Raw genomic sequence first — 24,986 nt, forward strand, 5'->3', positions numbered from 1 at the left:
GCAAGCACACCGCCGAGACCAGCCACACGGCAGCAACCGTCCTGCTTACGCCAGCAGCAGCGGCGAGTTGTCAGGCAAATGCACGCGCAAGGCTGCCGGCAAGGCGGCAAAGCGCAATTTTTTGCTCCCCAGCGGCTCGCCGTCCAGGTTCAGGTCCAGACCTTGCGGTGCCTCGACCTCCAGCCAGGGCAGCCGTGCACTCAGGGCCACGCTCTGCAAGCCATTGATGCCGCCAGATAACAGCGTACCCAGAGTGCCGACCACATCGGCCGCCGCCGGCACAATGCAGACGTCCAGTAGGCCATCGTTGACCCGGGCCTGTGGGCACAGCACATGCCCGCCACCGGCCTGGCGACCATTGCCAATGCCGAGGGCAAGAAACTCGCCTTCCCACTGGAAACCCGGCCCGCTAAAGCGGCCAAACGACGACTGCACCTCGGCAAAACGGCTCAGACCGGTCAACAAGTAAGCCGCCCCGCCGAGCACACGCTTGAGCTCTTCCGAGGTGTTGGCGGTGACGTTGGAGCCAAAGCCGCCGGTGGCCATATTGAGAAACACCCGACCGCCAACCTCGCCCAGATCAATCGCTTGCCCAGGCGTGTCCAGCAAGGCCAGAGCCGCCTGGGGTTCAAGCGGCACACCCGCGGCATGGGCAAAATCGTTGGCCGTGCCCAACGGCAACAGCGCCAGACTGGCCTTGCTTTTTGCCTGCGCCATGGCTTCGGCCACATCGCGCAGAGTGCCATCGCCACCGCCGGCGATCAGCGTCGGGTAGCTGGCCCGTAGAGCTTCATTGACCAGGCGCTGGGCATCGCCCGCCTCCCAGGTAACCCGCACGTCCAGTTGCCAGCCCTCTTCACGACGCGCCAGCACGGCAGCCCGCACCTCGGCATTGAGGGCTTGCTTGCCGTGCAGAATCAGCAGCGCTTTACGCTCTTGCATTCCCCGCATCCTTTCCGCCCCAGATAAAGGCTCATCGACATGACTTGAGACCACGCTTTCCAGCAAACGACACACACAAACATCAAGATATTAGATAATTACTTCCAATAATTACGTATTTTTAATCATATTGATTTATTGGATCATCTGTTCATCGCCAACCAACACCGCCGCTGAAAGCCAGTGTTGATCAATGAGGATATGCACATGATCGAAGTACGCCCATTCGCCGAGCTCGGCGGTGCCCATCATGGCTGGCTGAATGCCCGTCATCACTTCTCCTTTGCCGAATACTATGACCCGGCGCGCATGAGCTGGGGGCCGCTGCGGGTCTGGAACGATGATGAAATCGCCCCGCACACGGGCTTTCCGACCCACCCGCACCGCGACATGGAAATCATCACCTATGTACGCCAAGGGGCCATCACCCACAAGGACAACCTGGGTAACCAGGGTCGTACCGAGGCCGGTGATGTGCAGGTCATGAGTGCCGGCACCGGGATTGCCCACAGCGAATACAACCTGGAAGACAGCACCACCAAGATCTTCCAGATCTGGATTCAGCCCAACCAGTCGGGCCTACCGCCATCCTGGGGGGCCAAACCGTTTCCCAAAGGTGAGCGCGCCGGCACCTTTATCACCCTGGCCAGCGGCTTTGCCGAAGACCAGGACGCCCTGCCGATCCGCAGCAACGCGCGGATGGCCGCCGCCACCCTGCAAGCAGGGCAGAGCGCCGAGTATCCGATTGGCGCGGCGCGCCGGGCTTATCTAGTCGCCGCCAGCGGCAGCATCGAGGTCAACGGCGTCAGCGCCCAGGCCCGTGACGGCGTGGCCGTCAGCGAGGTCGAGGTGATCCGCGTTACGGCTATCGACGACAGTGAAATCATCCTGGTGGATGTGGCCTGACCATCCAGTGATGGCTTGGCCCGTAGGATGGGTCGGGCCGCGCAGGTTAGCCGAAGGCGTAACCCATCGATATGCCGATGGGTATCGCTATGCTCAACCCATCCTACAAACCAAGCAGCCTTTCAAGCCGGGTAGCCGGTGATCTTGCGGATGGTTTGATACAGCGGCTTAAGCTGCTTGTACATACGTTGATAAACCTGGGTATACAGCTGCTGATAGGTGCGCTGCGCCTCGGGATTGGGCTCGAACACCCGGCCGACTCGGGTCATCGCGGCAATCGCCGTGGGGTAGTCCGGGTGCAGGCCCAGCCCTACCGCGCAGTTGATCGCCGCGCCCAGGCCGCTGGTTTCATAGAGGTGCGGGCGCTCGGCAGGCAGGCCGAAGATATCGGCGGTCAGTTGCATCGCCGCATCGCTCTGCGAGCCGCCACCGGATACCCGCAGACGGGTGATGCGCGTGCCCGAACGCTTTTCGATCTTCTCCTTGCCCTGACGCAGGGCATAGGCCAGCCCTTCCAGAATCGCGCGGTAGATGTGCGCACGGGTGTGCACATCGCCAAAGCCGATGATCGAGCCCTTGGCCTCCAGCCCCGGTTCACGAATTCCCGGCGACCAGTAGGGCTGCAGCATCAGGCCCATGGAGCCGGCCGGCACGCTGTTGACCAGCTCATCGAACAGCGCCTCGGGCTCGACGCCCAGCTCCTTAGCCCGCTGCATCTCGCGCAGGCCGAACTCCTGCTTGAACCAGCTGACCATCCAGAAGCCGCGGTAAATCATCACCTCGGTATTGAAGTGATCGGGAATCGCCGAGGGGTACGGTGGAATCAGCGGAATAGTTTCCAGATATCGGCTGCGGGTGGTGTTGATGGTCGCCGTGGTGCCGTAGGACAGACAGGCCGTGCTCGCCTCGACGCCACCCGCCCCCAGCACCTCACAGGCCTTGTCGGCACCGGCGGCAATCAGCGCCAGGCCTTCGGGAATCCCGGTATGGCGGCTGGCCGCCGGCGTGATATGGCCCAATAGCTCGCCCGGTTTGCACAACTCCGGCAACTGTTCGCGGCGCACCGGCATGGCCTGCCATTTCCAGTCGCTGGCCTTGGCCCACTGCAGGCGTTTGTAGTCGAACGGCAGGTAGGCCACGCAACTGGTCAGGGAATCGACAAACTGGCCGCACAGGCGATGAGTAAGAAAGCCCGAGAGCAGCAGCACCTTGTGGGTATTGGCCCAGATTTCCGGCTGGTTCTGCGCGATCCAGTTGACCTCAGCCTGGGCGCGAAAATGATCCACTGTGGTCTGCAAGCCTGCCAGCTTGAATAACCAGCCCCAGGGCCCGCTGATCCGACCCTCTACCTTGGCCTGGCGCTGATCGAGCCAGAGCATGGCCGGACGCAGCGGCTGACCCTGCGAATCGACATTAATCAGGGTGCCGCGCTGGGTGGTCAGCGACACGCCGCGGATTTTGCTGCGGTCGATATCCACCTGCTGCCACAGCTGCGCACAGGCCTGGCCCAAGCTGGCCCAGTAATACTCGGGGTCCTGTTCGGCCCAGCCAGGCTGCTTGGAATAATAAGCCTCAAGCTCCACCTTGCCCTTGGCGAGCAGGTTGCCCTGAAGATCGAACAGCAGTGCCCGGATACTCTGGGTGCCGTTATCGATGGCCAGCAGGTAGCTTTTCTCGCTCAAGACGCAATCCTTAGAGCTGTGCAAACTCTGTAGGGTGCGCCGTGCGCACCGCCTTTGTCCTGGTGCGCGCGGCGCACCCTAGTGTCCTGGCAGGCTGTAGCAACGCTGCCACAACGCCAAGTAATGCTCTTCTTCCTGCTGCCAGCGCGCGTTACCCCAACCCAGGCGGGCCTGGCACAGCACGCGGATACGCGGCAGCTCAGCAGCCGCACCGCGGGCTAGCAAAAGGCCAAGGCGGGTACGGCGCAGTAGCAGATCGTCCAGGTGCAGCACCAGCTCCTGCTCGGCGGCCCAGGCCAGCTCGGCCCACAGCGTGTCCGTGCCGGCCACCTGCTCGACACCCAGCTCATCGACCAGCGCCAGCAGCTGCGGCAGCGCCCGACCATAACGGCCGATCAGGCGCTTCTGCTGAGCCGGACTAAGCGTAGGCATTGGCGGGCTAATGACCGCAGCAAAAGTCGCCGCGCCATGATCATCCACGGTACGCCCGAGCATGGTTGCGCAAACCCGCAGCACCTCCAGCGCCAGCAGGCGGAAGGTGGTCAGCTTGCCGCCGGCCAAAGTCACGCATCCGGGCTCGACCCATAGCGCATGCTCGCGTTTTTCATCCGAGGGCTTGCGCCCTTCACTGCCGTCGCTGACCACCGGACGCACCCCTGCCCAGGTCGACAACACATCCGCAGATTTAATCTCGGCAGCGGGAAACTGCTGGGCGCAGGCCGCCAACAGATACTCCACTTCTTCCGGGCTGATTCGCGCTTCCTCAGCCAGCGGTGCCGGGTGATCCAGATCGGTGGTGCCGATCACCGTCGCGCCTTCCCAGGGGAAGACAAACACCGGCCGCTTGTCTGCTGCGTGCATAAAGCTGAAGGCATGGGCCACCGGCAGACGCCAGGCCGGCAGCAGCAGGTGGCTGCCACGCAGCGGGCGGATATGTTCCAACCCGGTCTTGCGCCGCAGCTGATCGGCCCAGGCTCCGGTGGCCTGGGCCACGGCGCGGGTCTTGAAGCCGTAGCGCAGGCCGCTTTCGCTGTCCTCGGCAAGCAGGCCGGTGACCCGCCCGTCCTCGCGCAGCAGTTCGATCACGCGCATGCCATTGAGCGCCTCAGCGCCCTCGGCGCGGGCCTCGCCCAGCACCCGCTGCACCAGCCTCGCGTCGTCGGTCACCGCATCGAAAAACCGCGTACCGCCCTGCAGACCATCTTCCTTCAGGCCCGGAGCTAGATAGCGCAGTTGCTGCAAGGGGTAGTACAGGTGGTTGCGCTTGCCGGCCAGGGCGTCATACAGGGACAGCAGGCCGCCGAATACCTTGGGGCCGGGAAAGCTACCCTGGTAATGCGCCATAAGAAAACTCAAGGGGTCGACCAGCCCCGGCGCTTCCTGTAGCAGACGCTGGCGCTCGCGCACCGAATCGCGGGTCAGCATCAGCTGGCCCTTGGCGATATAACGCAGGCCGCCATGGACCATCTTCGAGGAACGGCTGGAGGTGCCCCAGGCGAAATCGCGCTGTTCCAGCAGCAGGCACTTCCAACCGCGCCGCGCCGCCTCGCGCAGAATCCCGGCACCGCTGATACCGCCCCCCACGACGATCAGATCCCAGTCGCCGGCGGCCAGTTCGGGCAGTGCCTGCTCACGCCAGGCGGCGTTCCAGTTGCTCATCATCAATCCTGCAGCAGCACGCCGGGAGCCAGACGCCGCTCGGGGTCGAAATGCCCGGCCAATGCCTTGAGCGTGGCCATACCCAGTTTGCCCTTCTCCACCGGCAGGTAAGGCGCGTGATCGCGGCCGACGCCATGCTGATGGCTGATGGTGCCGCGATTGCCTGCGATGGTCTGGCTGGCGGCGTGCTTGAGCTTCTGCCAGCGCGCCATGGCCTCGGCGTAGTTGCTACCTGGGCGGAATACGTAGGTGGTGTAGATGCTCGAGCCTTGGTTGTAGACGTGGGACAGGTGGGTAAACACATGCACCTGCTCGCCCTCCTCGCTCAGACCGTGACGCAGGCTGGACTCGACCTTGTTCAGCAGGTTGTCGACATTGCTCCAGTCGGTGGCGGTTTCCAGGGTGTCCACCGCATAACCGGCGGCCCACAGGCCATGACGCAGATAGGGGAAACGGAAGCGGTTCTCCGCCCACTTCTTGCCCAGCAAAGTGCCGGTAAACACGCCGTCAAAGCTCTTCAGCAGCTTCTTCGCCTGTTTCAAGGACGCGGCGTTCTGCGTACAGCTGCCGGTCACGCCAAAGGTCAGCATGCACTTGCCCTCGCGCGCACCGCGCAGGGCCAGGTATTTCTCCAGCCAGGCGATCTGCTGCGGATGGCCGGCCAGGGCCAGCTGGGTCTTGGTTTCGATGGCGTTGGACAGGCGCAGCATCGACAGCGGCACCCGCGCCTGGGCCAGGCTGCGAATGGCATTCAACGCCTGCTGCCAGTTGGGCAGGAACACCGCGTAGAAATTTTCCTGTTCAGCCAGGCGCGTGATACGCACCTTGACCTCGGAAATAATGCCGAAGCGCCCTTCCGATCCCATCAGGATTTCGCGCAGATCCGGACCGGCAGCGGAAGCCGGAAAGGTCGGAATTTCCAGAGTGCCGGCGAAGGTCTCGACCTTGCCGCCGGCGAACAGCTGCTCGATACGCCCGTAGCGCAGCGACTGCTGGCCGCTGGAACGGCTGGCGACCCAACCACCGAGGGTCGACAGCTCCCAGGACTGCGGGAAATGGCCGAGGGTATAGCCCTGAGCACGCAACTGGCTTTCCACCTGTGGGCCGGTGGCACCGGGGCCGAAGGTGGCGATCAGGCTGTCGTGGTCGATCTCGATCAGCTTGCCCATGTGCTCGAGCGACAGGGTCAGCACCGGCTTGCTGCCGGCCTGCGGGTTGATATGCCCGGCCACCGAGGTGCCGCCGCCGTAGGGAATTACGATCAGATCCTGCTGGCTGGCCCAGGCCAGCAACTCGCGGATCTGCGCGGCGCTTTCCGGGTAAGCCACGCCATCGGGGAATACGCCAAAGTCGCCGGAGCGCATCGCCAGCCAGTCCGGCAGGCTCTGGCCACGGGCGTGACGCACGCGGTCTTCGGCATTCAGGCAGATCAGCGGATGGGCCTGCAGGCGCGAGACCGGCACCCGGGCCAGCACCTGTTCCAGGCGGGCATCGGCAAGCAGCTGGCCAGGGCCGACCAGTTCGGCCAGAAAAGCCTCGCCATGGGCCGGCAGTTCCACCACTGTTGCTTCATCACCCCAGCCGTTCCAACGTCGCATCTGTGTCTCCCGGATATTTCAGTCACCTGCAATGGCTGCCTATACTAGCTGGCCGCTTCAGGGCGTCACTGTCGTATCGAGCCAGGCGCTGTCGCCAATCAAGACATTCAGAATATGCACTCAGAATAAGAACAGGCCCATGGAAAACCTCGGCTACACCTCTGTCCCCGCCCTGCTCAAATACCTGCGCCATGCCGAACAGCTGGGTCTGGATATCGACCAGGCCTTGACGGCCGCGGGCCTCAAGGCCGAGGACCTGGCCGACAATGGCAAGCGCATCCCCAGCGAAACCCATGAGCGCCTGCTCGCGCACCTGCTGCGCGCCTCCAACGACCCGCTGTTCGGCCTGCATTGCGCACGCTTCGTGCAGCCGGGCTCCTGGAGCGTGCTGGGCTATATCACCATGAACTGCGCGACCCTCGGCGAGGCCATGAGCCGCATCGTGCCCTATGAAAAACTGGTGGGCGACATGGGCGTCAGCCGGGTCGAGGCCGGCGCAGGCCACGTCAAGATGATCTGGACCTGCCGCCACCAGGTCGAACCGATCCGCCGCCATCTGGTGGAAAACGTGCTGGCCTCCTGGCTGCTGTATGCGCGCTGGATCGCCGACATGGACCGCTCGCCCGAGGAAGTCTGGTTCGAGCATACCCTGCCTGAGGGGGTGGATATTGGCGAGTACCAGGCCATCTTCGGCTGCCCGATTCGCTTCGAGAAAAGCTGCAATGCGCTGATCGTGCCGCTGGAATACCTCGGCGTGCCGCTGCGCCAGGCCGACGCCAACCTGCTGCGCACCCTGGAAGAACATGCCCTGACCCTGATGGCCGGGCTGGACGACAATGGGCCGCTGCCGCAACGGGTGAAAAACGCCCTGCGCCTGCTGCTCAAGGATGGCTTGCCACGCAAGGAACGGGTGGCGGAGAAATTCAATATGACGGTGCGCACCCTGCAGCGTCATCTGCAGTTGGCCGGTACCAGTTACCAGCAGATACTCGATGAACTGCGCCAGGAACTGGCCGAGCATTACCTGCTGCGCAGCGACCTGGCGATTCAGGATATCGCCAGCTACCTGGGCTTTACCGAGTCGCGCTCGTTCCACCGCAGCTTCAAGAGCTGGACCGGGCAGACTCCGGGCGAATTCCGCGAAAGCAAGCGCAATTCGTAGGATGGGTGGGGCCGCCTAGGTTAGCCGCACAGCGGCGTAACCCATCAATGGCCAGATGGCTTATCCGAGAATTTCACTTAGCGGGATAAACCTCAGGTAGTCGCCTTCGACCAGGGTCGTATCTTCCAGCACCTCGGCAAACCCCTCGGCCCAGGCCGCACTGCGCAGCACCCCGGAACTCTGATTCGGATAAGGCACCACCCGGCCATTTTCCAGACGCGCGCGCAGGTATTCGCGGCGCTTACCCGGCTTGCTCCAGACAAACCCGGCCGGCATCGGAAAGCCCAGCGGTTCGACCCGCTGCACGCCCAGGCGACGCAGCAGATAAGGCCGCGCGAGCAAGCCGAAGGTCACCAGGGTCGAGGCCGGATTACCCGGCAGACCGATCACCGGCACGCCGCGAAACTGCCCGCAGGTCAGCGGCTTGCCCGGCTTGATCGCCAGCTTCCACAGCGCCAGCTCACCCTCTTCACGCAGGGCCATGCCGAGAAAATCCGCCTCGCCCACCGACACACCGCCGGTGGAGAGAATCAGGTCGACGTCGCTCAACGCGCCCAGCGCAGCGCGGGTCAGTTCCAGGTCATCGAGCAGAATGCCTCCGTCCACCACCTCGCAGCCCAGGCGCTCTAGCCAGGCGATCAGCAGACACCGGTTGCTGTTGTAGATCTGCCCGGGGCCCAGAGGCTGGCCCGGTTCCACCAGCTCATCGCCGGTGGACAGTACCGCCACCCGCGGTCGCCGGCGCACGGTCAATTCGGCGCAGCCAAGCGACGCCGCCAGGCCCAGTTCGACCGGCCCCAAACGGCTGCCCGCCGGCAATACACTATCGCCGATACGGGTTTCCTGACCCTGGGCGCGCACGTTCTGCCCCAGCTTCAGCGGCTCGCTAAAGGCGACGCGGCCATCCTCGCCAAGCACGGCGTTTTCCTGCATTTCCACCGTGTCGGCACCGGCTGGCAGCGGCGCGCCGGTGAAGATTCGCGCACAGGTGCCGGGCTGCAAAGGCGCAGGCGCGCTGCCGGCCTGAATGCGCTGGCTGACGACCAGCGGCTCGCCGTTCCAGTCACCCAGACGCAGGGCGTAGCCGTCCATGGCGCTATTGGCCCAGGGCGGCAGATCCAGCGTGGCGATCAGCGGCGCGGCCAATACCCGGCCAGCGGCATCGCTCAGCTTGACCCGCTCGGTTTCGACAATGGCGCTGGCCTCGGCCTGGGCCAGCAAACGCGCCAGCGCCGCCTCCACGGGCATCAGCCCGGGTCGGTCACAGCCGCTCATCCGCGGCTCTCGCAGGCGGCCACCTGCTTCAGGTGCGGAACGAAATTGCAGGGGCGGTGACGGTTGTCCAGCTGCTCGCCGAGGATGCCGTCCCAGGCGGTGCGGCAGGCATTGGTCGAGCCCGGCAGGCAGCACACCAGGGTGCCGTTGGCCAGGCCGGCCAGGGCGCGGGACTGGACGGTGGAAGTGCCAATATCGGCCACGGAAATCTGCCGGAACAGCTCGCCAAAACCATCGACCTGCTTGTCCAGCAGGCAGGCCACCGCTTCCGGTGTACTGTCGCGGCCGGTGAAACCGGTGCCGCCGGTGATCAGCACCACCTGCACCTGATCCTCGGCAATCCAGGTCGCCACCTGGGCGCGGATCTTGTACAGATCATCCTTGAGCAATACCCGTGCGGCGAGCTGGTGACCGGCGGCCTGCAGGCGGTCGACAAACAGCTGACCGGAGGTGTCGGTGTCCAGGCTGCGGGTATCGCTGACGGTCAAAACCGCGATATTCAAGGGCACGAAATGTGCCTCGGCCTTGTGGTTCATGGCAGGCTTCCAGTTATGGGCGATAATGCCCGCCGTTATATCACAGGCCCATCCCCGGAGGCTCCGCCATGCCCGCTCCCGTTACCCTGCCCCGCTGTTCTGTTTTGCTCCTCGCGGGCGGCCGCGGGCAACGCATGGGCGGTGCCGACAAGGGCCTGCTCGACTGGCAGGGCCGCCCGCTGATTGCCTGGCTGCACGAACTGGTGCGCCCCCTGACCGATGACCTGATCATCTCCTGCAACCGCAATGCCGAGTGCTATGCGCCCTACGCCGACCGCCTGATCGAAGATGACGACAATGACTTCCAAGGCCCCCTGGCGGGTATCCGCGCCGGCCTCAAGGTCGCCCGTCACCCCTGGCTGCTGGTACTGCCCTGCGACGCCCCCAGGCTCGACCGGGAACTGCTGCTGGCCTTACTCGGCCAAGCGGGCGAGCAGCCGGTAGTGGTACGCCAGGGGGGCTATCTGGAGCCGTTGTTCAGCCTGCTTCCCAGCGCACTCCTCCCCGCCCTGGAGCAGGCCTGGCAGGCCGGCGAGCGCAGCCCGCAGCGCTGGTTGCGCAGCCTCGCCATAGCGCCGGTCGATTGCCCGGCAGACGACCCGCGCCTGGCCAATCTGAACACGCCTGAACTGCTTGAATCCGCGCGCCGCAGTTGATGGATACGCCCCGCTAGGGAACTTGGTCGGCCAGGTCTCGTCTCAACGAGTGTGCAAAGCCCTATTTACCAAGGAGATTCACATGACACTGCGCACTGTTCCGGCACTAATGCTCGCCCTCGGCCTGGTCACTCTGGCGGGTTGCGCATCGCCTTCGGTGATCACCCTGAATGACGGCCGCGAAATCCAGACAATCGATGCCCCCGACTACGATTCCACTTCAGGCTTCTACGAGTTCGAACAGCTCGACGGCAAACGCGCCAAGGTCAACAAGGACCAGGTTCGTACAGTCAAGGAACTGTAATCAGCCTCGGCATTCAGGCGTGCCTATGCCCTTACGGCGTGCCGCCTGAGAGTAGCCGAGCCCTCGGCCGATCAAAAAAACGGCCCTAACCCCTTGTGCTGTAAAACTTTTTGAGTACAATCTCAAAATATTCGGAGTGTAGCGCAGCTTGGTAGCGCGTCTCGTTCGGGACGAGAAGGTCGCAGGTTCGAATCCTGTCTCTCCGACCAGATCCCAGTCCTTTCCAGCGTGCGAAACGCGGTCAGGACATACAAAAAAGCCCGCAGATTGCGGGCTTTTTTGTGGCCGCCGGTAAACTAGTTCAAGCTGGAAAACGCACGCACCAGGGCTTTGCTCAGATCGACGGTGGAGAACTTGGTCAGCACATCGTTGGCCCCCACTGCCCGGGCTTTTTCGGTGTTCATGGTGCTATCCAGCGAGGTGTGCAGCAGCACATAGGTCTGACCGATATCCGCCTGCTTGCGCAGCGTGCGCACCAGATCGTAGCCATCCATCTCCGGCATCTCGATATCCGAAACCAGCACCTCGATCGGTCGCCCCGCCTCGTGTTCGGCCAGCAGCACCTGCAGTGCACTGGCGGCGCTTCTGACCATCTGGCAGTCCAGCTCCAGCTTGCGCAGGGTGATCATGCTTTGCTGCAGGGCCACATGGGAGTCGTCCACGACCAGTACCCGACGCCCCCTGAGCAGGCTGCGCTCGGCCTCCGACAGCAGTTGCTCATCGAGCTCCTCGACAACCGCCGGGGCCAGTTCGTGCAACACCTTCTCGATATCGAGAATCTGCACGATCTTGCCGTCGATCTGGGTCACCCCGGTGATAAACGCCTTGCCCCCGGAACCGGCGGGCGGCGGGCGCACGTCGCGGGTCGAGCACTGGACGATACGCTCGACACTCTGCACATGCAGGCCCTGACGCGAGCGACTGAGCTCGGTGACGATCAGGCAGCCGTCACGGCTGTCGCTAACACCCTGCTCGCCAATTGCCCGGGCCAGGTCGATCACGGTCAAGGCCGAGCCGCGCAAGGTCGCCACCCCACGCACATGGGGATGGCGGCTGGGGAGTTTGGTCAAGCTCGGGCAGGGAATGATCTCCTGAACCTTGAGCAGGTTGATTCCCAACAAGCGCCCGCTGTGCAGCCGAAACAGCAGCAACGACAAGGCATCCCCCAGCACCATGCTCATGCTTCTTTATCCTTTGACTATGGGTTATCCAGCGGTTTGGAACAGGCAGGCTCAGCGCAAAAAATCCACGATCTGTTCGGCTTCGAATGGCCAGCTCAACTCGGCACCGGTGTCGCTGCGGCGCAGCACCGGTATACGCAACGCATAGTCTTCGACCCAGCCTGGGCGCTCGACGATATCGACCACCTCGACCAGCAAACCGTGCTCGACGAACGGCATCAGTAACGCCTCCGCCACCTCGCACAGGTGGCAGCCAAGGGTACCGAACAATTGACATTCCGGAAGCATCTGCAGGCCTCAATCATTCACAGAGGCTTCAGTCTAGCACTGCCCGCACAACCATCGGCTCGATCCTTAGTCGCAGCCAAGGCCGGCCAAAGGATCTGCTCAGCGCAGATAAACGGAGCCGCAGATGGGCACGCCCGGGACAGGCTTCATCGTCTGCCCCCGGTCGCAGCCCCGCCATCAGACCTCGGCGCTTTTCCCCGCAGCGGGTTTGGGCACATCAAGCAGGGGCTGCAGGCCTTCGAGCAGACGACTGTTAAGGCGCTCGGCTTTTTCCAGACGCTTGCCATCGAAACGCTCATCCAGGGCAAAACCGCCCTTGAGCAGGTCGAGCAGACTGCCTTTGCCTTCCTCGCTTACCTGGTTGGCGCTGCGCAGCGCCTCCAACAGGCTCTGGGCATAGTCGAGCAGGCTGGCATTGACCGCGCTGGCGGCCTGCCCACCCTGTTCGGCCACAGCGCTGTAGGCATCGGTGGCCTGGCGGATGCTGGTCTGGGTCAGGCGCAGGGACATGGAGGCCAGCTGCTCGCCATCCAGATCCAGCGCCATGGCGCGATCGAAGGCCCCCGACAGATCGCCGGCATAGAACTTGTTGGACAATTCCTGCACCTGGCCGAAGAGCTTCTCCAGGGCCGCACGTTCCTGCTCGTCGAGTTCACCTTCGACGCTGACCTGCCAGGCCCCGATCTGCAGGCTCCCCGACTGGCTGCTGGCGACCGCGGCACTGCTGCTGCCATTGCTCGCGGCGGCAATGCTGCTCTGCGACCAGCTGGCCGAGGCCTGGGCGATGGAAATACGCAAACGGTCGCCATCGCGGGTCGTGACCGACAGCTCGAAGGTTTGCGCCTGGGCGGCAAAGCGCTCGCTGTAGGCCGCCACTGCCGTGGTGCCGCCCTCCGCCAGGGGCTGCGGATTGAAGCGCTTATCCAGGTTGGCAAAGCCGTCCTGGATACGCTGATAGGTGTCGTCGATATCGCTCGCCACCTTGCCCTGCAGCACGCCCAGGCCATCGAGGATCTGCCGCGCTTCGGCAAAGCCTTTTTCCACGCCGCCACGCGCCTGTTCGAGAAGCTTTTGCAGCTTGCCGGTATCGGCACCGGCGGCTTGTTCGCTGTGCAGGCGCTGCTCGATAAAGCCCAGTATGCGCCCGGCGACTTTTTCCGGGCTGTAGTCCTCGGCCTTGATCCCCATGCCACCCGGCGGCAAGCCCAGACGTTCGGCCAGGCGGTTGGCCAGCACGGCATTGGCATCGGCGACGGTGCGTACGACCGGCTGCGTGCTGTTGGACGATGGGCGTGAGGCAGAGGATGACGGCGAGGCCAGGGGGTTCATGGCAAATTACCTAAGCGGAGTATCTGAGTGGTTGACGGCTGCACTAAGTGAAACTTTAGTTCCGGCGCAAAGTGCCCGATCAACGGTACCTGGCGTACAGGCCATGCACGGCGACTGAGCGGTCACTTTCAGCGCGCAGCACACGCGGCGGGCCGACCAAAGTCTAAGGGTCAAGCAACCTTGCCCGTGTTCTATTGCGTTTCGCTGTAATAGATCGGTCACAAGCCGACCCGCACACATGAGGAGCTAACAATAATGAGTCAATCTCCCCTCGCCCGCGCCGTGGCACTCGCCGCACTGGGCACCTGCATGACCCTGCCATCGCTGGCTCAGGCAGAATTCATCAAGGACAGCAAAGCCAGCCTGGAACTGCGTAACTTCTATATGAACCGCGACTTGCGCAGCACCACATCGGCGCAGCAGTCCAAGCGCGAAGAATGGGCCCAGGGCTTTCTCTTCAAGGCCGAGTCGGGCTTTACCGAAGGCACCGTGGGCTTCGGCCTGGATGCCTACGCCGGGCTGGGTCTGAAACTCGACTCCTCCGACGAGCGCGCCGGTACCAACCTGCTGCCGAACGGATTTGGCAATGAAGGCCCGGACGAGTATTCCGAAGCCACCGCGGCGGCCAAGGTGCGCCTGTCCAAGACCGTCGGCAAGATCGGCGGCCTGATGCCCAAGACGCCCATCGTCTCTTCCGGCGACTCGCGCCTGCTGCCACAGGTGTTCACCGGCGCGATGCTCACCTCCCAGGAGATTGACGGCCTGACCCTCAATGGCGGCCAGTTGCGCGAGGTGAACTTCCGCAATTCCACTGACAGCCAGGACATCACCGCCAGCAACGTCGGCGGCGCGAGCGATCGTTACAACTTCGCCGGTGGCGACTACAAGTTCAATTCGGGTAACACCACGGTCGGCCTGTGGTACGGCGAGCTGGAGGATATCTACGACCAGAAGCTGTACAACCTGATCCACGTACAACCCATAGGCGACTGGAAGCTGGGGGCCAACCTGGCCTACTTCGACTCTCAGGACAACGGCCGCAGTCTCGGTGGAGACCTGGACAACGACCTGACCTCGGTCAACGTCTGGGCCGGCACCGGTGCTCATACCTTCCGCCTGGGCTACCAGAAGGTTGGCGGCGACAACGCCTTCCCCTTCCTGAGCGAAACCGACCCCTATATCGTCAACTACATCCAGATCCTCGACTTCACCCGCAAGGACGAGAAATCCTGGCAGGCGCGCTACGACGTCAACTTCGCCACCTATGGTGTACCCGGCCTGAATGCCTTCGTACGCTATGTGACCGGCGACGGCTTCGATGGCGTCGGCGGCAGCGATGGCAAGGAATGGGAACGCGACCTGGACATCAGCTACACCATCCAGGAAGGCACCTTCAAGAACCTGGCCTTACGCTGGCGTAACGCGATGGTGCGCTCCAATGCCAGCATCGGCGACCTCGACGAGAACCGCCTGATCGTCAGCTACACCCTGCCGCTGCTCTAACTGTCGGCAACGGCTGCAGCCGTAACAAAAAGGCCCGGACAGTGTCCGGGCCTTTTGCATTACTGCGCGCCGATCAGTCCTGGCTGAGCGAACCGATCTTATGCACCGACAGGTCGGCACCGTAGTATTCCTCCTCCTGAGTCAAGCGAATACCGATCGACAGCTTCAGCACGCCATACACCAGGAAACCGCCCAGCAGCGCCACCACCACCCCCAGCGCGGTGCCGATAAACTGGCTGGCCAGGCTGACGCCACCCAGGCCGCCGAGCGCCTGCTGACCGAAGATGCCGCAGGCGATGCCGCCCCACACGCCACACAGGCCATGCAGCGGCCAGACGCCGAGCACGTCATCGATCTTCCATTTGACCTGGGTCGCGGTAAACGCCCAGACGAACAGCGCGCCGGCAATCGCGCCGGTCACCAGCGCACCGACCGGATGCATCAGATCGGAACCGGCGCACACCGCCACCAGACCGGCCAGCGGGCCGTTGTGCAGAAAGCCCGGGTCATTGCGCCCGACCAGCAAGGCCGCCACCGTGCCGCCGACCATCGCCATCAGGGTATTGACCGCCACCAGGCCGCTGACGCTGCCCAGGGTCTGCGCGCTCATCACGTTGAAGCCGAACCAGCCGATGATCAGAATCCACGAACCCAGGGCCAGAAACGGAATATTCGACGGCGCAAACGCCACCAGACGGCCATCGCGATAGCGCCCATCGCGGCGACCGAGCAGGATCACCGCGCCGAAGGCCAGCCAACCGCCCACCGCATGCACCACCACCGAGCCGGCAAAGTCATGGAAGGCCGCGCCGTATTGCGCCTCGAGCCAGGCCTGTACGCCATAGTTGCCGTTCCAGATCATGCCCTCGAAGAACGGATAGACGAAGGCGACAATCAGCACCGTGGCGCACAGTTGCGGGCCGAACTTGGCGCGTTCGGCAATGCCGCCGGAGATGATCGCCGGAATCGCCGCCGCGAAGGTCAGCAGGAAGAAGAACTTCACCAGACCGTAGCCATGGCCCTCGGTCAGCACGCTGGCCGGTTCGAGGAAGGTCACCCCATAGGCGATCCAGTAGCCGACAAAGAAGTAGGCCAGGGCCGAGACGGCAAAGTCGGAGATGATCTTCGACAAGGCGTTGACCTGATTCTTCTGCCGTACCGTCCCCACTTCGAGGAAGGCGAAGCCGGCGTGCATGGCCAGTACCATCACGGCACCGAGCAGGATAAACAGGGTATTGGAGCCGTGAATCAGGGTTTCCACAGCACTGTTGATGTTTTCCATCGGCAAAGAAAACTCCGTCGCGGGAAAAAGCACCAAATAGGATCACTCCCAGCCGAAAACGCACCAGATAGCAGCACAAGCCGCATACCGAGTCAGCCTTCAGCCTCGGGCAAGGCACCAAAATAGCACTCTGCCAATTCCGCTACTGGGCACTAAATCCATAATTATTAATGAGTTATTGATGCACCACGGCGTCCAGGCCAAGCCTCGCAAAGCCCCACAAAGGCGCACAAAAGCGAGTAAGCGCACCAGCGCAATGCAAGCGCTATACCAGTCAGTCCCGCCCGGCCTCGGCCCGTGCGCTCAATCTAAGCGGGAACCCTGGCCCCACAAACGACTCGAAGCTCCTACACTGTCAATTCAAAGGAAAGGAGAGACCTCATGGCCCGTAAAACCCCTGCATCCAGCCAGGACCAGTTACTGGAAGAGTTTCAGGCCCTGGTTCGTGACACCGAACAACTGCTGCAGCATTCGGCCAGCCTGGCCGGCGAACAGGCGGAAGAACTGCGCGAGCAGATCCGCGGCAGCCTCGACCGCGCGCGTACCACCCTGCACAATGCCGAAGGTGCCCTGCTCGAACGCGGCAAGGCGGCCGTGCAGGTCACCGAAGGCTATGTCCAGACGCACCCCTGGCAGACCCTCGGGGTTGCCGCCGCCATAGGCCTGCTACTGGGCATGCTGATTTCACGGCGCTGATCGAGAATACCTATGCAAGCAACACCCTCGTCCCCGAGCCGCGGTGCCGCACCGCGGCGCTTTGCCGGTGCCCTGCTGGGCCTACTGCAGGGCCATGTGGCCCTGTTTGGTGAAGAACTCAAAGAGCAACAGAGCCATACCCTGAGCCTGCTGGTGCTGGTCAGCCTGAGTCTGGCCTTCGCCTTTCTGTTGCTGCTGGGGCTATCGACTGCACTGCTGATCGTCTTCTGGGAAACTCATCGGCTGACGGTGATTGCGCTGCTCTGCAGCTTCTACGCCCTGGGGCTGCTGGCATGCCTGCTCGGCCTGCTGTTGCGCCTGCGTAACGCCCCCGCCCCTTTCGCCGCCAGCCTGGAAGAACTGGCCCGTGACCGCGAGCAACTGCTGCCATGAGCCTACCCGAGCTGCCCACCAAAGCCTCACGACGCGATTTGCGCAAAGCCATGCTGCGCATGCGCCTGGAAATGCACCGCCAGGAACTGCGCCATGAAACCCTGGTGATGCTGCAACCGCTGCGCCAGGCGCAGTACTTCGGCCAGCACTGGCGCGAAGAGCTGGGCAAGAGCAATGCACCACTCTGGGTCGCAGGCGCTGCCTTGTTCCTCGCCACCCTCGGCGTACGCCGCGGCCATTGGCGACGCTGGCTGCGCATCGCCCTGGTCGCCTTTCCCCTGCTCAGGCGTCACCCGCCCCGACAGCCGAACCCGGCCACGGGCACAGAGGACGCCACCTAAGCCCCCGTCGCGCGCGCCTTGCGCCGAGGACACAAGCGAGCTGCGCCGCCCGGGCCGGCCATAGACCGCGGACGCGGCACGCACGGTACCCGTGCCAGCAGCCTGGCAGCGATATTGCTAAGGTAATGCCGCGGCCACCTATCGGGGCCTGCGCTGCCTTAAGGATGTGCTTGGTGTTCGACGGTCAACCAGTCGCTGTCTTCCAACCCTTTATCGACACCGCCACCGGCCGCATCGCCGGGGTCGAGGCGCTGGCGCGTCTGCGCAGCGAAGACGGCCGGCTGCACTCCGCCGGCCCCTTGTTCGGCGACCCGAAAACCCCGCCGGCCGCCTTGCGCCGCCTGGACCGCGCCGTGCGCGCGCAGGCTCTGGAGCGCTTTCACCAGGCACCGGGCGACTGGTTTCTCAGCCTGAACATTTCCCCTCGCTGGATCAGCCGGCTGCGGCCCGGGCAGCCCTTGCCCAGCCTCAAGCAACTGCAGCGCAGCGGCATAGATCCGGCGCGCATCGTCTTTGAGATCACCGAACTGGGCGGGGCCACTCTGCGTCTGCCACGGGTGGTCGAGCGTTACCGCGAAGCCGGCGCACGCATCGCCATCGACGACTTCGGCGCGGGTTACTCGCAGCTCGACCGGGTGCTGGCCCTGCAGCCGGACATCCTCAAGCTGGACATGCGCCTGTTCCAGCAGGCCGCCCGCGGCGGCCCGAGCAGTGAAGTGGTCAAGGCCCTGGCGCAGATGGCGGAAAAGACCGGCTGCTGGATCATCGCCGAGGGGGTGGAGACCGAAGCCGAGCTGGACTTCGCCCTGGAATGCGGCGCGCGCTATGTACAGGGCTACCTGTTCGCCAAACCCGAAGAGGTTTTCTTCGGCAGCAATGCCTTCGTCAAACGCTTCGCCCAGTTGCGCGACCACTACGTGCAACAGAAGCTCGCCGAGCGCGCCCGCCTGATGACCTTGCGCCAGCAGCTCGGCGAGCTGATGAACAGCTTCAGGCAGTGGGTGGAAAGCGGCTCGCCGGCCCACCTGCTGCCGCTGCCCAGGGCCTATCCCTGGCTGCTGCGCATCTACCAGTGCGACCGCCACGGCACCCAGCTCACCGCCAACCTGGAGTGGCGCAACAGTGCCTGGCACAGCGACGCACGCTATGTCGGGCATAACTGGTCGTGGCGGCCCTACTTCTATCAGCTGCTCGCCGAAGGCTGGGACGAACGCCGGCTGATTCTCTCCAGCACCTACCGCGACGCCACAACCAACCAGTACTGCCTGACCGCCGGACAATTTATCGAAAACGGCAAACGCCTGCTGCTGATGGACATCGACGCCGCAGGCTTCTAGCAGGCCGCTCCCGCCACGCAGAAACCGCCTGCCAATTCGACGAGCCACTTGCAGCCGCCCCGCCGAACCCCGAAGCTAGGAGCCTGTCGGGCCTAACACTGTCCTACTGCGGAAAAGCCGGTTATGGCCATTTTTTCCGCTCTTTCTCGTTAAATAGCTCGCTATTCGCCTCGAAAGAGCAACAAAACTGACTCAAACCGGACTTTCCCTCGCTACGGACGGTCAAGCCCGACAGGCTCCTAGGGCCCTGACGTTTCCCTTGGCGGCTTAATAACGCCCCGACAAGCCACCTGATGGCGAGGACATGCTTTGGATTGGCAAACCCTGCTCAACCGCGAACGCCTTGGCAAGCCGACACACAGCGCCGATGAACTGGGTCGCACGCCCTTTCACAAAGACCACGACCGGATCATCTTCTCCGGGGCCTTTCGCCGCCTGGGACGCAAGACCCAGGTGCACCCGGTGTCGAGCAACGACCATATCCACACGCGCCTGACCCACTCGCTGGAAGTCAGCTGCGTCGGCCGTTCCCTGGGCATGCGCGTCGGCGAGATGATCCGCGACGCCCTGCCCACCTGGTGCGCACCGAGCGACCTGGGCATGGTCGTGCAGTCCGCCTGCCTGGCCCACGATATCGGCAACCCGCCCTTCGGCCATTCCGGCGAAGACGCCATTCGCCACTGGTTCCAGCAGGCCGCCGGGCGCGGCTGGCTGGACGCCATGAGCGAGGCCGAACGCGGCGACTTTCTCAGTTTCGAGGGCAACGCTCAGGGCTTTCGCGTGCTCACCCAGCTCGAATACCACCAGTTCGACGGCGGTACCCGGCTGACCTACGCGACCCTCGGCACCTACCTGAAATACCCCTGGACCGCGCGCCACGCCGAAGCCCTGGGCTACAAGAAGCACAAGTTCGGCTGCTACCAGAGCGAGCTGCCGCTGCTCGAACAGATCGCCGGCAAGCTCGGCCTGCCGCAGCTGGAAGAACAGCGCTGGGCGCGTCACCCGCTGGTCTACCTGATGGAGGCGGCGGACGATATCTGCTATGGCCTGATCGACCTGGAAGACGGCCTGGAAATGGAGCTGCTCGACTACCGCGAAGTCGAAGCGCTGCTGCTCGACTTGGTGGGCGACGACCTGCCGGAAACCTACCGCCAGCTCGGCCCCGACGACTCCAGGCGGCGCAAGCTGGCGATCCTGCGCGGCAAGGCCATCGAACACCTGACCAATGCCGCCGCCCATGCCTTCGTCGAGCAGCAGGACGCCTTGCTCGCCGGTACCTTGCAGGGCGACCTGGTCGAGCATATGCACGGCACCGCCAAGCGCTGCGTGCAGAGCGCCAAGGACATGGCGCGACAGAAGATTTTCCAGGACAAGCGCAAGACCCTGCACGAGATCGGGGCCTACACCACCCTGGAAATCCTCCTCAACGCCTTTTGCGGCGCGGCACTGGAGCAGCACGGCGGACGCACGCCTTCGTTCAAGAACCGGCGCATTCTCGACCTGCTCGGCAACAACGCACCCGATCCAAACTGGCCGCTGTACCGCTCGTTCCTGCGCATGATCGACTTTATCGCCGGCATGACCGACAGCTACGCTACTGAAATGGCCCGGGAGATGACGGGCCGCTCGAGCCCGGTATAAGCGATGAAGCGTCTGTTCAAACAAGTCTTTAGCTGGCACGCCGGGCCACCCGCCTGGGGCCCGGCCATGGTCGCCGGTTTCGGTTGCGCCCTGCCCCTGCTGCTCGGCTTGTTCAGCGCCCACCCGGGCTTTCTCTGGGCCTCGGCGGGGGCGTTTCAGGCCGCCCAGGCCAACCCGCTGCACCGCCTGGGCATGCTGCGCATGTTGATGCTCTGCGGCCTGGGGGCCTGCAGCGCCGGCCTGGGCTTCTGGGCGGCCGGCCATCCCTATGCCAGCTTCCTGATCTTCGCCGCCTTCGGTTTCCTCCTGGCCTGGCTGCAGCGCTTCGGCAGCGAATCCGGAAAACTGGGCATCGGCCTGGCGATCTGCCTGTGCCTGGGTCAGGGCCAGCAGGGCCTGGGCAACCTCAACAACCCTTATGCCATCGCCATGCTGTTTATCCTCGGCGGGCTCTGGGTGATGCTCCTGGCCTTCGGCTTGCGCGGCATGCACGGCCTGCGCATGTGGCCCTATATGCCGCGCTTTATCAGCATCTTCAAGGTGCTCAAGCGCCACGCCAAGCGCCTGCCGCAGCAGCAATGGCGGCTGCATGCCCTGGGCTGCACCCTGGCCTTCGCCCTGGCGGGGCTGATCGTCAACCTGGCGGGGCTGGAGCGCGGCTACTGGTTGACCCTGACCGTGGTCACCACCCTGCAGCTGGATTTCCAGGGCAGCCTGGTGCGCGCCCTGCAATCAATCCTGGCCAGCGTGGCGGCGGCCGGCTTGCTGATCCTGCTCGGCCATAACGTGCAGGACCCGGCGCTGATGGTGGCCATCCTGCTGCCCTTGATCGCCCTCAGCCGCGGACTGCAGGCCAACAACTACGGGCTGTTCGTGCTGCAGACCACGGTGTGCTTCGTACTGCTGGCGGAAAGCCTGGCGCAGGACTGGGACCTGGCCGAAGTACGCCTGCTCAATGCGCTGTTCGGGGTGGTGCTGGCCCTGTTTATCGCCCTGCTGGTTCACGGCCTGCGCCAGTTGCTGAACAACCGCGCCCAACGGATGCCGGCCAATCCACCACAGCCCTGAGCCTGAGCGGTCGGGCACAGGCGAGCGCCTGAAGACAGCCCCGGCAACGGGGCCCGGGTTGCCACCCACGGGGAGCGCTTAGAACCGCTGGCAATAAAAACTTTATCTTCTTCGGGACTTTCCGCCGGCAAGCTGTCGCACCTTCACTATGCTTTGCTGCTAACAGAGCGCAAAACCACAGGAGTGAGGCGAATGCCCGATCAAGTCCGCATACGCGAGCGACGCGCACCGCTGCATATCCATATCAGTGCACTGTTCACCTTTCTGCTCCTGCTGACCGGCATCATCCTCGGCGTTTTCAATTACCAGCAAACCACCCAGATCATCTTCACCAGCAGCAACAGCCTGTTCCAGCGTATCGAGCAGGAGGTGCAACAGGACCTGCTGCACACCTATCAACCCATCCGCCATCTGCTCAGCCTGCTGGCGCTGCATGAAGCCACCCAGGCCACCGACCTGGAGGGCCGCCTGGAATTACTCAAGCCACTGGTACAGGCCCTGCGCGACAACCCGAAACTGGCATCGCTCTACCTCGGCTACGCGGATGGCGATTTCTTTATGGTCCGCCCACTGCGTAGCGACATGCTCAAGGAGCGCTTCGACGCCCCGGACCAGGCCGCCTACCAGGTCTGGTCGATCGAACGCAGTGCCACCGGCACCGAGGCCAATTACCTGTTCTTCGATGGCTCGCTGAACCCCATCAGCCGTCGCCAGCGCCTCACGGAAAGCTATGACCCGCGCAAACGCGACTGGTACAACCAGGCCCGCGCCGGTGGCGGCCAGATCACCACCGCCCCCTATGTGTTCTTCTCCACCGCCGAGGTCGGCACCACGCTGGCCCGGCGCGCCGGTCTGACCACGGTGCTGGGGGCCGACCTGACCCTGGCCGACCTGTCCGATACCCTGGCCAAGCACCGGGTCACGCCTTCGACCGAGGTGATCCTGTTCGACCCCCAGGGCCATGCCGTGGCCTACCCGGACCGAGCACGCCTGGTGAGAGATGACGGCGCGCCCAAGCTGACCCTGGCCCGCGACCTCAGCCCGACCTTTGCCGCCCTGCTCGCCAACGGCATCGAGCAGCGGCAACAGGAGACCCTGGAGTTGCACCAGCGGCGCTGGGTAGTCTCCAGCCGCCATATGCAGGAAGGCGGGCCACAGGGCCTGCACCTGGCCCTGCTGGTTCCGGAAGATGAACTACTGGCCGACGCCTACCGCATCCGCTGGCAAGGGGCGCTGGTCACCCTGACCACCCTGCTGCTCTGCCTGCCCCTGGGCTGGCTCAGCTCGAGGATTATCGTCAAGCCGCTGCGCTCCCTGGTGATGGAAGCCGAGGCGATTCGTCGCTTCGATTTCAGCTACCCGGCCAGCGGTCGCTCGCCGGTCTTGGAGGTCGACCAACTGGCGGTTTCCATGACGCGGATGAAAGAGACGATTGCCAGCTTCCTGGAAATCACCGCCAGCCTTTCCGCCGAAACCCGCTTCGATGCGCTGCTGCAACGGGTGCTGGAGGAAACCGTGGCGATCAGCGCCGCCCATGGCGGGCTGATTTACCTGAGCGATAGCGAGAGCGGTCGCCTGGAACCCCACGGCCTGTTTATCAACGGTCAGCAGCACAGCCTGAGCAAGCACGGCTTGAGCCAGTACGACCTGGCCGCCAACCAGATACCGGACTGGTTGCGCCAGCCGGCCAGTGGCGGCAGCAGCACGGCCATCACCATAGGCTTCGACCAGGCCGGCGACTTCCAGAGCCTGCTGCAGACCCTCGACAGTCCCAGGGTGCACCTGGTCGCCACCGGTCTGCACAACCGCCAGGGCGATACCCTCGGGGTACTGGTGCTGCTGCGTCGCGACCGCGGCAAGGCGTCCGACGAGGCCATGCTGAGCCCCGAACGCATCGCCTTCGTCGAAGCGGTGTCCGGCGTCGCCGCCCTCTGTATCGACAGCCAGCGCCTGCTGGAGCGCCAGCGGCAACTGCTCGACGCCTTTATCCAGTTGATCGCCGGGGCCATTGACGCCAAGAGCCCCTATACCGGCGGCCACTGCCAGCGCGTACCCGAGATCACCCTGATGCTCGCCCGCGCCGCCGCCGCCAGCGACGAGCCGGCCTTTCACGACTACCGGCCGAATGACGAGGAATGGGAAACCCTGCATATCGCTGCCTGGCTGCACGACTGCGGCAAGGTCACCACCCCCGAGTACGTGGTGGACAAGGCGACCAAGCTGGAAACCCTGTACGACCGCATCCACGAGGTGCGCATGCGCTTCGAGGTGCTCAAGCGCGATGCCTGGATCGACTACTGGCAAGGCCGTGCGCAAGGCGGCGAAGCCGAGCCGCTGGCGCGCCTGCGCGATGAACTGCTGGCGGCGCTGGATGACGAGTTCGCCTTTGTCGCGCGCAGCAATATCGGCGGTGAAGCCATGGCCGAGGCCGACCTGCAGCGCCTGCGCGAAATCGGCGCGCGCACCTGGCTACGCACCCTGGACGATCGCCTCGGCGTGTCCTGGGAGGAAGGCCAGCGCCAGGAACGCAGCCCGGCCGTGGTGCTGCCGGTCGAGGAGCGGCTGCTGGCCGACAAGCCCGAGCACCTGATCGAGCGCCCTGCCAGCGAACTGATCCCGGCCGATAACCCGCTGGGCTTCAAGCTGGACGTACCGCTGCACAAGTTCAACCGTGGCGAGCTCTACAACCTGAGCGTCACCCGCGGCACCTTGACCGGCGAGGAGCGCTACATCATCAACCACCATATCGTGCAGACCATCCTGATGCTCAATCGTCTGCCCTTCCCGCCCCACTTGCGCAATGTCGCCGAGATCGCCGGCGGCCATCACGAGAAAATGGACGGCAGCGGCTACCCGAAACGCCTGAAACGCGAGGACATGAGCCTGCCGGCACGGATGATGGCGATAGCCGATATTTTCGAAGCGCTGACGGCGGTGGATCGCCCCTACAAGAAAGGCAAACTGCTGTCCGAGGCGCTGAATATCATGGCCGGCATGTGCCGGGGTGCGCATATCGATACGCAGTTGTTCGGCCTGTTCGTGCGCCAGAAGATCTACCTGGCCTATGCCGAGCGCTTTCTCGGCCGCGAGCAAATCGACGAGGTGGACGAGGCCGCCGTACTGGCCAAGGCCGGGCTGTCGGGGCCGGCGTAGGTACGCGGCGGCGGCGCGACCGGTAGGGTGCGCCGCGCGCACCAAGAACTTGCT

The 24,986-nt window shown here is 64.0% G+C and carries 22 protein-coding genes and 1 tRNA gene; 13 read left to right on the forward strand and 10 right to left on the reverse strand.

What is annotated here, in order from left to right; translation table 11 throughout:
- Positions 1–45 precede the first annotated feature (45 nt).
- Positions 46–942: a lipid kinase YegS gene (gene yegS / locus AACY13_RS12465; protein ID WP_339461904.1), complete on the reverse strand. Its 897-nt coding sequence runs from the start codon at positions 940–942 to the stop codon at positions 46–48.
- Positions 943–1,149: 207 nt separating this feature from the next.
- Here yegS and AACY13_RS12470 point away from each other — a divergent pair, with 207 nt between their 5' ends.
- Positions 1,150–1,848, forward strand: coding sequence for a pirin family protein (locus tag AACY13_RS12470; RefSeq protein ID WP_339461905.1), 699 nt, complete (start codon positions 1,150–1,152; stop codon positions 1,846–1,848).
- A 122-nt stretch (positions 1,849–1,970) separates the two neighbouring features.
- Here AACY13_RS12470 and AACY13_RS12475 read toward each other — a convergent pair whose 3' ends face one another.
- From AACY13_RS12475 to AACY13_RS12485, 3 genes are all read right to left on the reverse strand, one after another.
- A complete protein-coding gene (locus AACY13_RS12475) occupies positions 1,971–3,530 on the reverse strand; it encodes an FGGY-family carbohydrate kinase (protein ID WP_339461906.1) in 1,560 nt (519 codons plus the stop codon).
- Between the two features lie 78 nt (positions 3,531–3,608).
- Positions 3,609–5,189 carry a glycerol-3-phosphate dehydrogenase/oxidase gene (locus AACY13_RS12480; RefSeq protein WP_339461907.1) on the reverse strand — a complete coding sequence of 527 codons (1,581 nt, stop codon included), beginning with the start codon at positions 5,187–5,189 and terminating at the stop codon, positions 3,609–3,611.
- A gap of 2 nt (positions 5,190–5,191) precedes the next feature.
- Positions 5,192–6,787 (reverse strand): FAD-binding oxidoreductase, encoded by a 1,596-nt coding sequence (locus AACY13_RS12485; RefSeq protein ID WP_339461908.1) that lies wholly within the window; start codon positions 6,785–6,787, stop codon positions 5,192–5,194.
- A gap of 139 nt (positions 6,788–6,926) precedes the next feature.
- Here AACY13_RS12485 and gliR point away from each other — a divergent pair, with 139 nt between their 5' ends.
- Positions 6,927–7,949 carry an AraC family transcriptional regulator GliR gene (gene gliR, locus AACY13_RS12490; protein ID WP_339461909.1) on the forward strand — a complete coding sequence of 341 codons (1,023 nt, stop codon included), beginning with the start codon at positions 6,927–6,929 and terminating at the stop codon, positions 7,947–7,949.
- 60 nt (positions 7,950–8,009) lie between these two features.
- Here the strand turns inward: gliR and AACY13_RS12495 are convergent, their stop codons facing one another.
- Together AACY13_RS12495 and moaB are read right to left on the reverse strand one after the other, a co-directional pair.
- Positions 8,010–9,224, reverse strand: a complete 1,215-nt coding sequence (locus tag AACY13_RS12495; RefSeq protein ID WP_339461910.1) for a molybdopterin molybdotransferase MoeA — start codon at positions 9,222–9,224, stop codon at positions 8,010–8,012.
- Positions 9,221–9,760 carry a molybdenum cofactor biosynthesis protein B gene (gene moaB, locus AACY13_RS12500; protein WP_339461911.1) on the reverse strand — a complete coding sequence of 180 codons (540 nt, stop codon included), beginning with the start codon at positions 9,758–9,760 and terminating at the stop codon, positions 9,221–9,223. Before moaB ends, AACY13_RS12495 begins: the two co-directional genes overlap by 4 nt.
- 68 nt (positions 9,761–9,828) lie before the next feature.
- On the opposite strand from moaB, the gene mobA reads away from it, so the two are divergent.
- From mobA to AACY13_RS12515, 3 genes are all read left to right on the forward strand, one after another.
- Positions 9,829–10,416, forward strand: coding sequence for a molybdenum cofactor guanylyltransferase MobA (mobA, locus tag AACY13_RS12505; RefSeq protein ID WP_339461912.1), 588 nt, complete (start codon positions 9,829–9,831; stop codon positions 10,414–10,416).
- Between the two features lie 82 nt (positions 10,417–10,498).
- Positions 10,499–10,720, forward strand: a complete 222-nt coding sequence (locus AACY13_RS12510; RefSeq protein ID WP_339461913.1) for a YgdI/YgdR family lipoprotein — start codon at positions 10,499–10,501, stop codon at positions 10,718–10,720.
- Positions 10,721–10,852: 132 nt separating this feature from the next.
- Positions 10,853–10,929, forward strand: a tRNA-Pro gene (locus AACY13_RS12515).
- 87 nt (positions 10,930–11,016) lie between these two features.
- On the opposite strand, the gene AACY13_RS12520 is transcribed toward AACY13_RS12515, so the two are convergent.
- The 3 genes from AACY13_RS12520 to AACY13_RS12530 all read right to left on the reverse strand — a co-directional run bounded on the left by AACY13_RS12520 (position 11,017) and on the right by AACY13_RS12530 (position 13,518).
- Entirely contained in the window at positions 11,017–11,901 is an 885-nt protein-coding gene (locus AACY13_RS12520) for a chemotaxis protein CheV (protein WP_339461914.1), read from the reverse strand.
- A 51-nt stretch (positions 11,902–11,952) separates the two neighbouring features.
- Positions 11,953–12,189, reverse strand: coding sequence for a glutaredoxin family protein (locus AACY13_RS12525; RefSeq protein ID WP_339461915.1), 237 nt, complete (start codon positions 12,187–12,189; stop codon positions 11,953–11,955).
- 177 nt (positions 12,190–12,366) lie between these two features.
- Positions 12,367–13,518 (reverse strand): DUF5610 domain-containing protein, encoded by a 1,152-nt coding sequence (locus AACY13_RS12530; RefSeq protein ID WP_339461916.1) that lies wholly within the window; start codon positions 13,516–13,518, stop codon positions 12,367–12,369.
- A gap of 255 nt (positions 13,519–13,773) precedes the next feature.
- Between AACY13_RS12530 and AACY13_RS12535 the strand changes: the two genes are divergently transcribed.
- Positions 13,774–15,021, forward strand: a complete 1,248-nt coding sequence (locus AACY13_RS12535; RefSeq protein WP_339461917.1) for an OprD family porin — start codon at positions 13,774–13,776, stop codon at positions 15,019–15,021.
- A gap of 73 nt (positions 15,022–15,094) precedes the next feature.
- On the opposite strand, the gene AACY13_RS12540 is transcribed toward AACY13_RS12535, so the two are convergent.
- Positions 15,095–16,303 (reverse strand): ammonium transporter, encoded by a 1,209-nt coding sequence (locus AACY13_RS12540; RefSeq protein ID WP_339461918.1) that lies wholly within the window; start codon positions 16,301–16,303, stop codon positions 15,095–15,097.
- A gap of 381 nt (positions 16,304–16,684) precedes the next feature.
- Between AACY13_RS12540 and AACY13_RS12545 the strand changes: the two genes are divergently transcribed.
- The 7 genes from AACY13_RS12545 to AACY13_RS12575 all read left to right on the forward strand — a co-directional run bounded on the left by AACY13_RS12545 (position 16,685) and on the right by AACY13_RS12575 (position 24,932).
- A complete protein-coding gene (locus tag AACY13_RS12545) occupies positions 16,685–16,999 on the forward strand; it encodes a DUF883 family protein (protein WP_339461919.1) in 315 nt (104 codons plus the stop codon).
- A gap of 12 nt (positions 17,000–17,011) precedes the next feature.
- Entirely contained in the window at positions 17,012–17,392 is a 381-nt protein-coding gene (locus tag AACY13_RS12550) for a phage holin family protein (protein WP_339461920.1), read from the forward strand.
- On the forward strand, positions 17,389–17,733 hold the full coding sequence (locus AACY13_RS12555; protein ID WP_339461921.1) for a hypothetical protein: 345 nt from the start codon (positions 17,389–17,391) through the stop codon (positions 17,731–17,733). The genes AACY13_RS12550 and AACY13_RS12555 overlap by 4 nt, the downstream gene beginning before the upstream one ends.
- Positions 17,734–17,906: 173 nt before the next feature.
- Positions 17,907–19,070, forward strand: coding sequence for an EAL domain-containing protein (locus AACY13_RS12560; protein WP_339461922.1), 1,164 nt, complete (start codon positions 17,907–17,909; stop codon positions 19,068–19,070).
- Positions 19,071–19,379: 309 nt separating this feature from the next.
- Positions 19,380–20,711 (forward strand): deoxyguanosinetriphosphate triphosphohydrolase, encoded by a 1,332-nt coding sequence (locus AACY13_RS12565; RefSeq protein ID WP_339461923.1) that lies wholly within the window; start codon positions 19,380–19,382, stop codon positions 20,709–20,711.
- A 3-nt stretch (positions 20,712–20,714) separates the two neighbouring features.
- Positions 20,715–21,779 (forward strand): FUSC family protein, encoded by a 1,065-nt coding sequence (locus AACY13_RS12570; protein WP_339461924.1) that lies wholly within the window; start codon positions 20,715–20,717, stop codon positions 21,777–21,779.
- A 192-nt stretch (positions 21,780–21,971) separates the two neighbouring features.
- Positions 21,972–24,932 carry an HD domain-containing phosphohydrolase gene (locus AACY13_RS12575; protein WP_339461925.1) on the forward strand — a complete coding sequence of 987 codons (2,961 nt, stop codon included), beginning with the start codon at positions 21,972–21,974 and terminating at the stop codon, positions 24,930–24,932.
- The last annotated feature ends 54 nt before the right edge of the window (positions 24,933–24,986 follow it).

The organism is Pseudomonas sp. EA_105y_Pfl2_R69 (genome assembly GCF_963970915.1).
Classification (GTDB): Bacteria; Pseudomonadota; Gammaproteobacteria; order Pseudomonadales; family Pseudomonadaceae; genus Aquipseudomonas.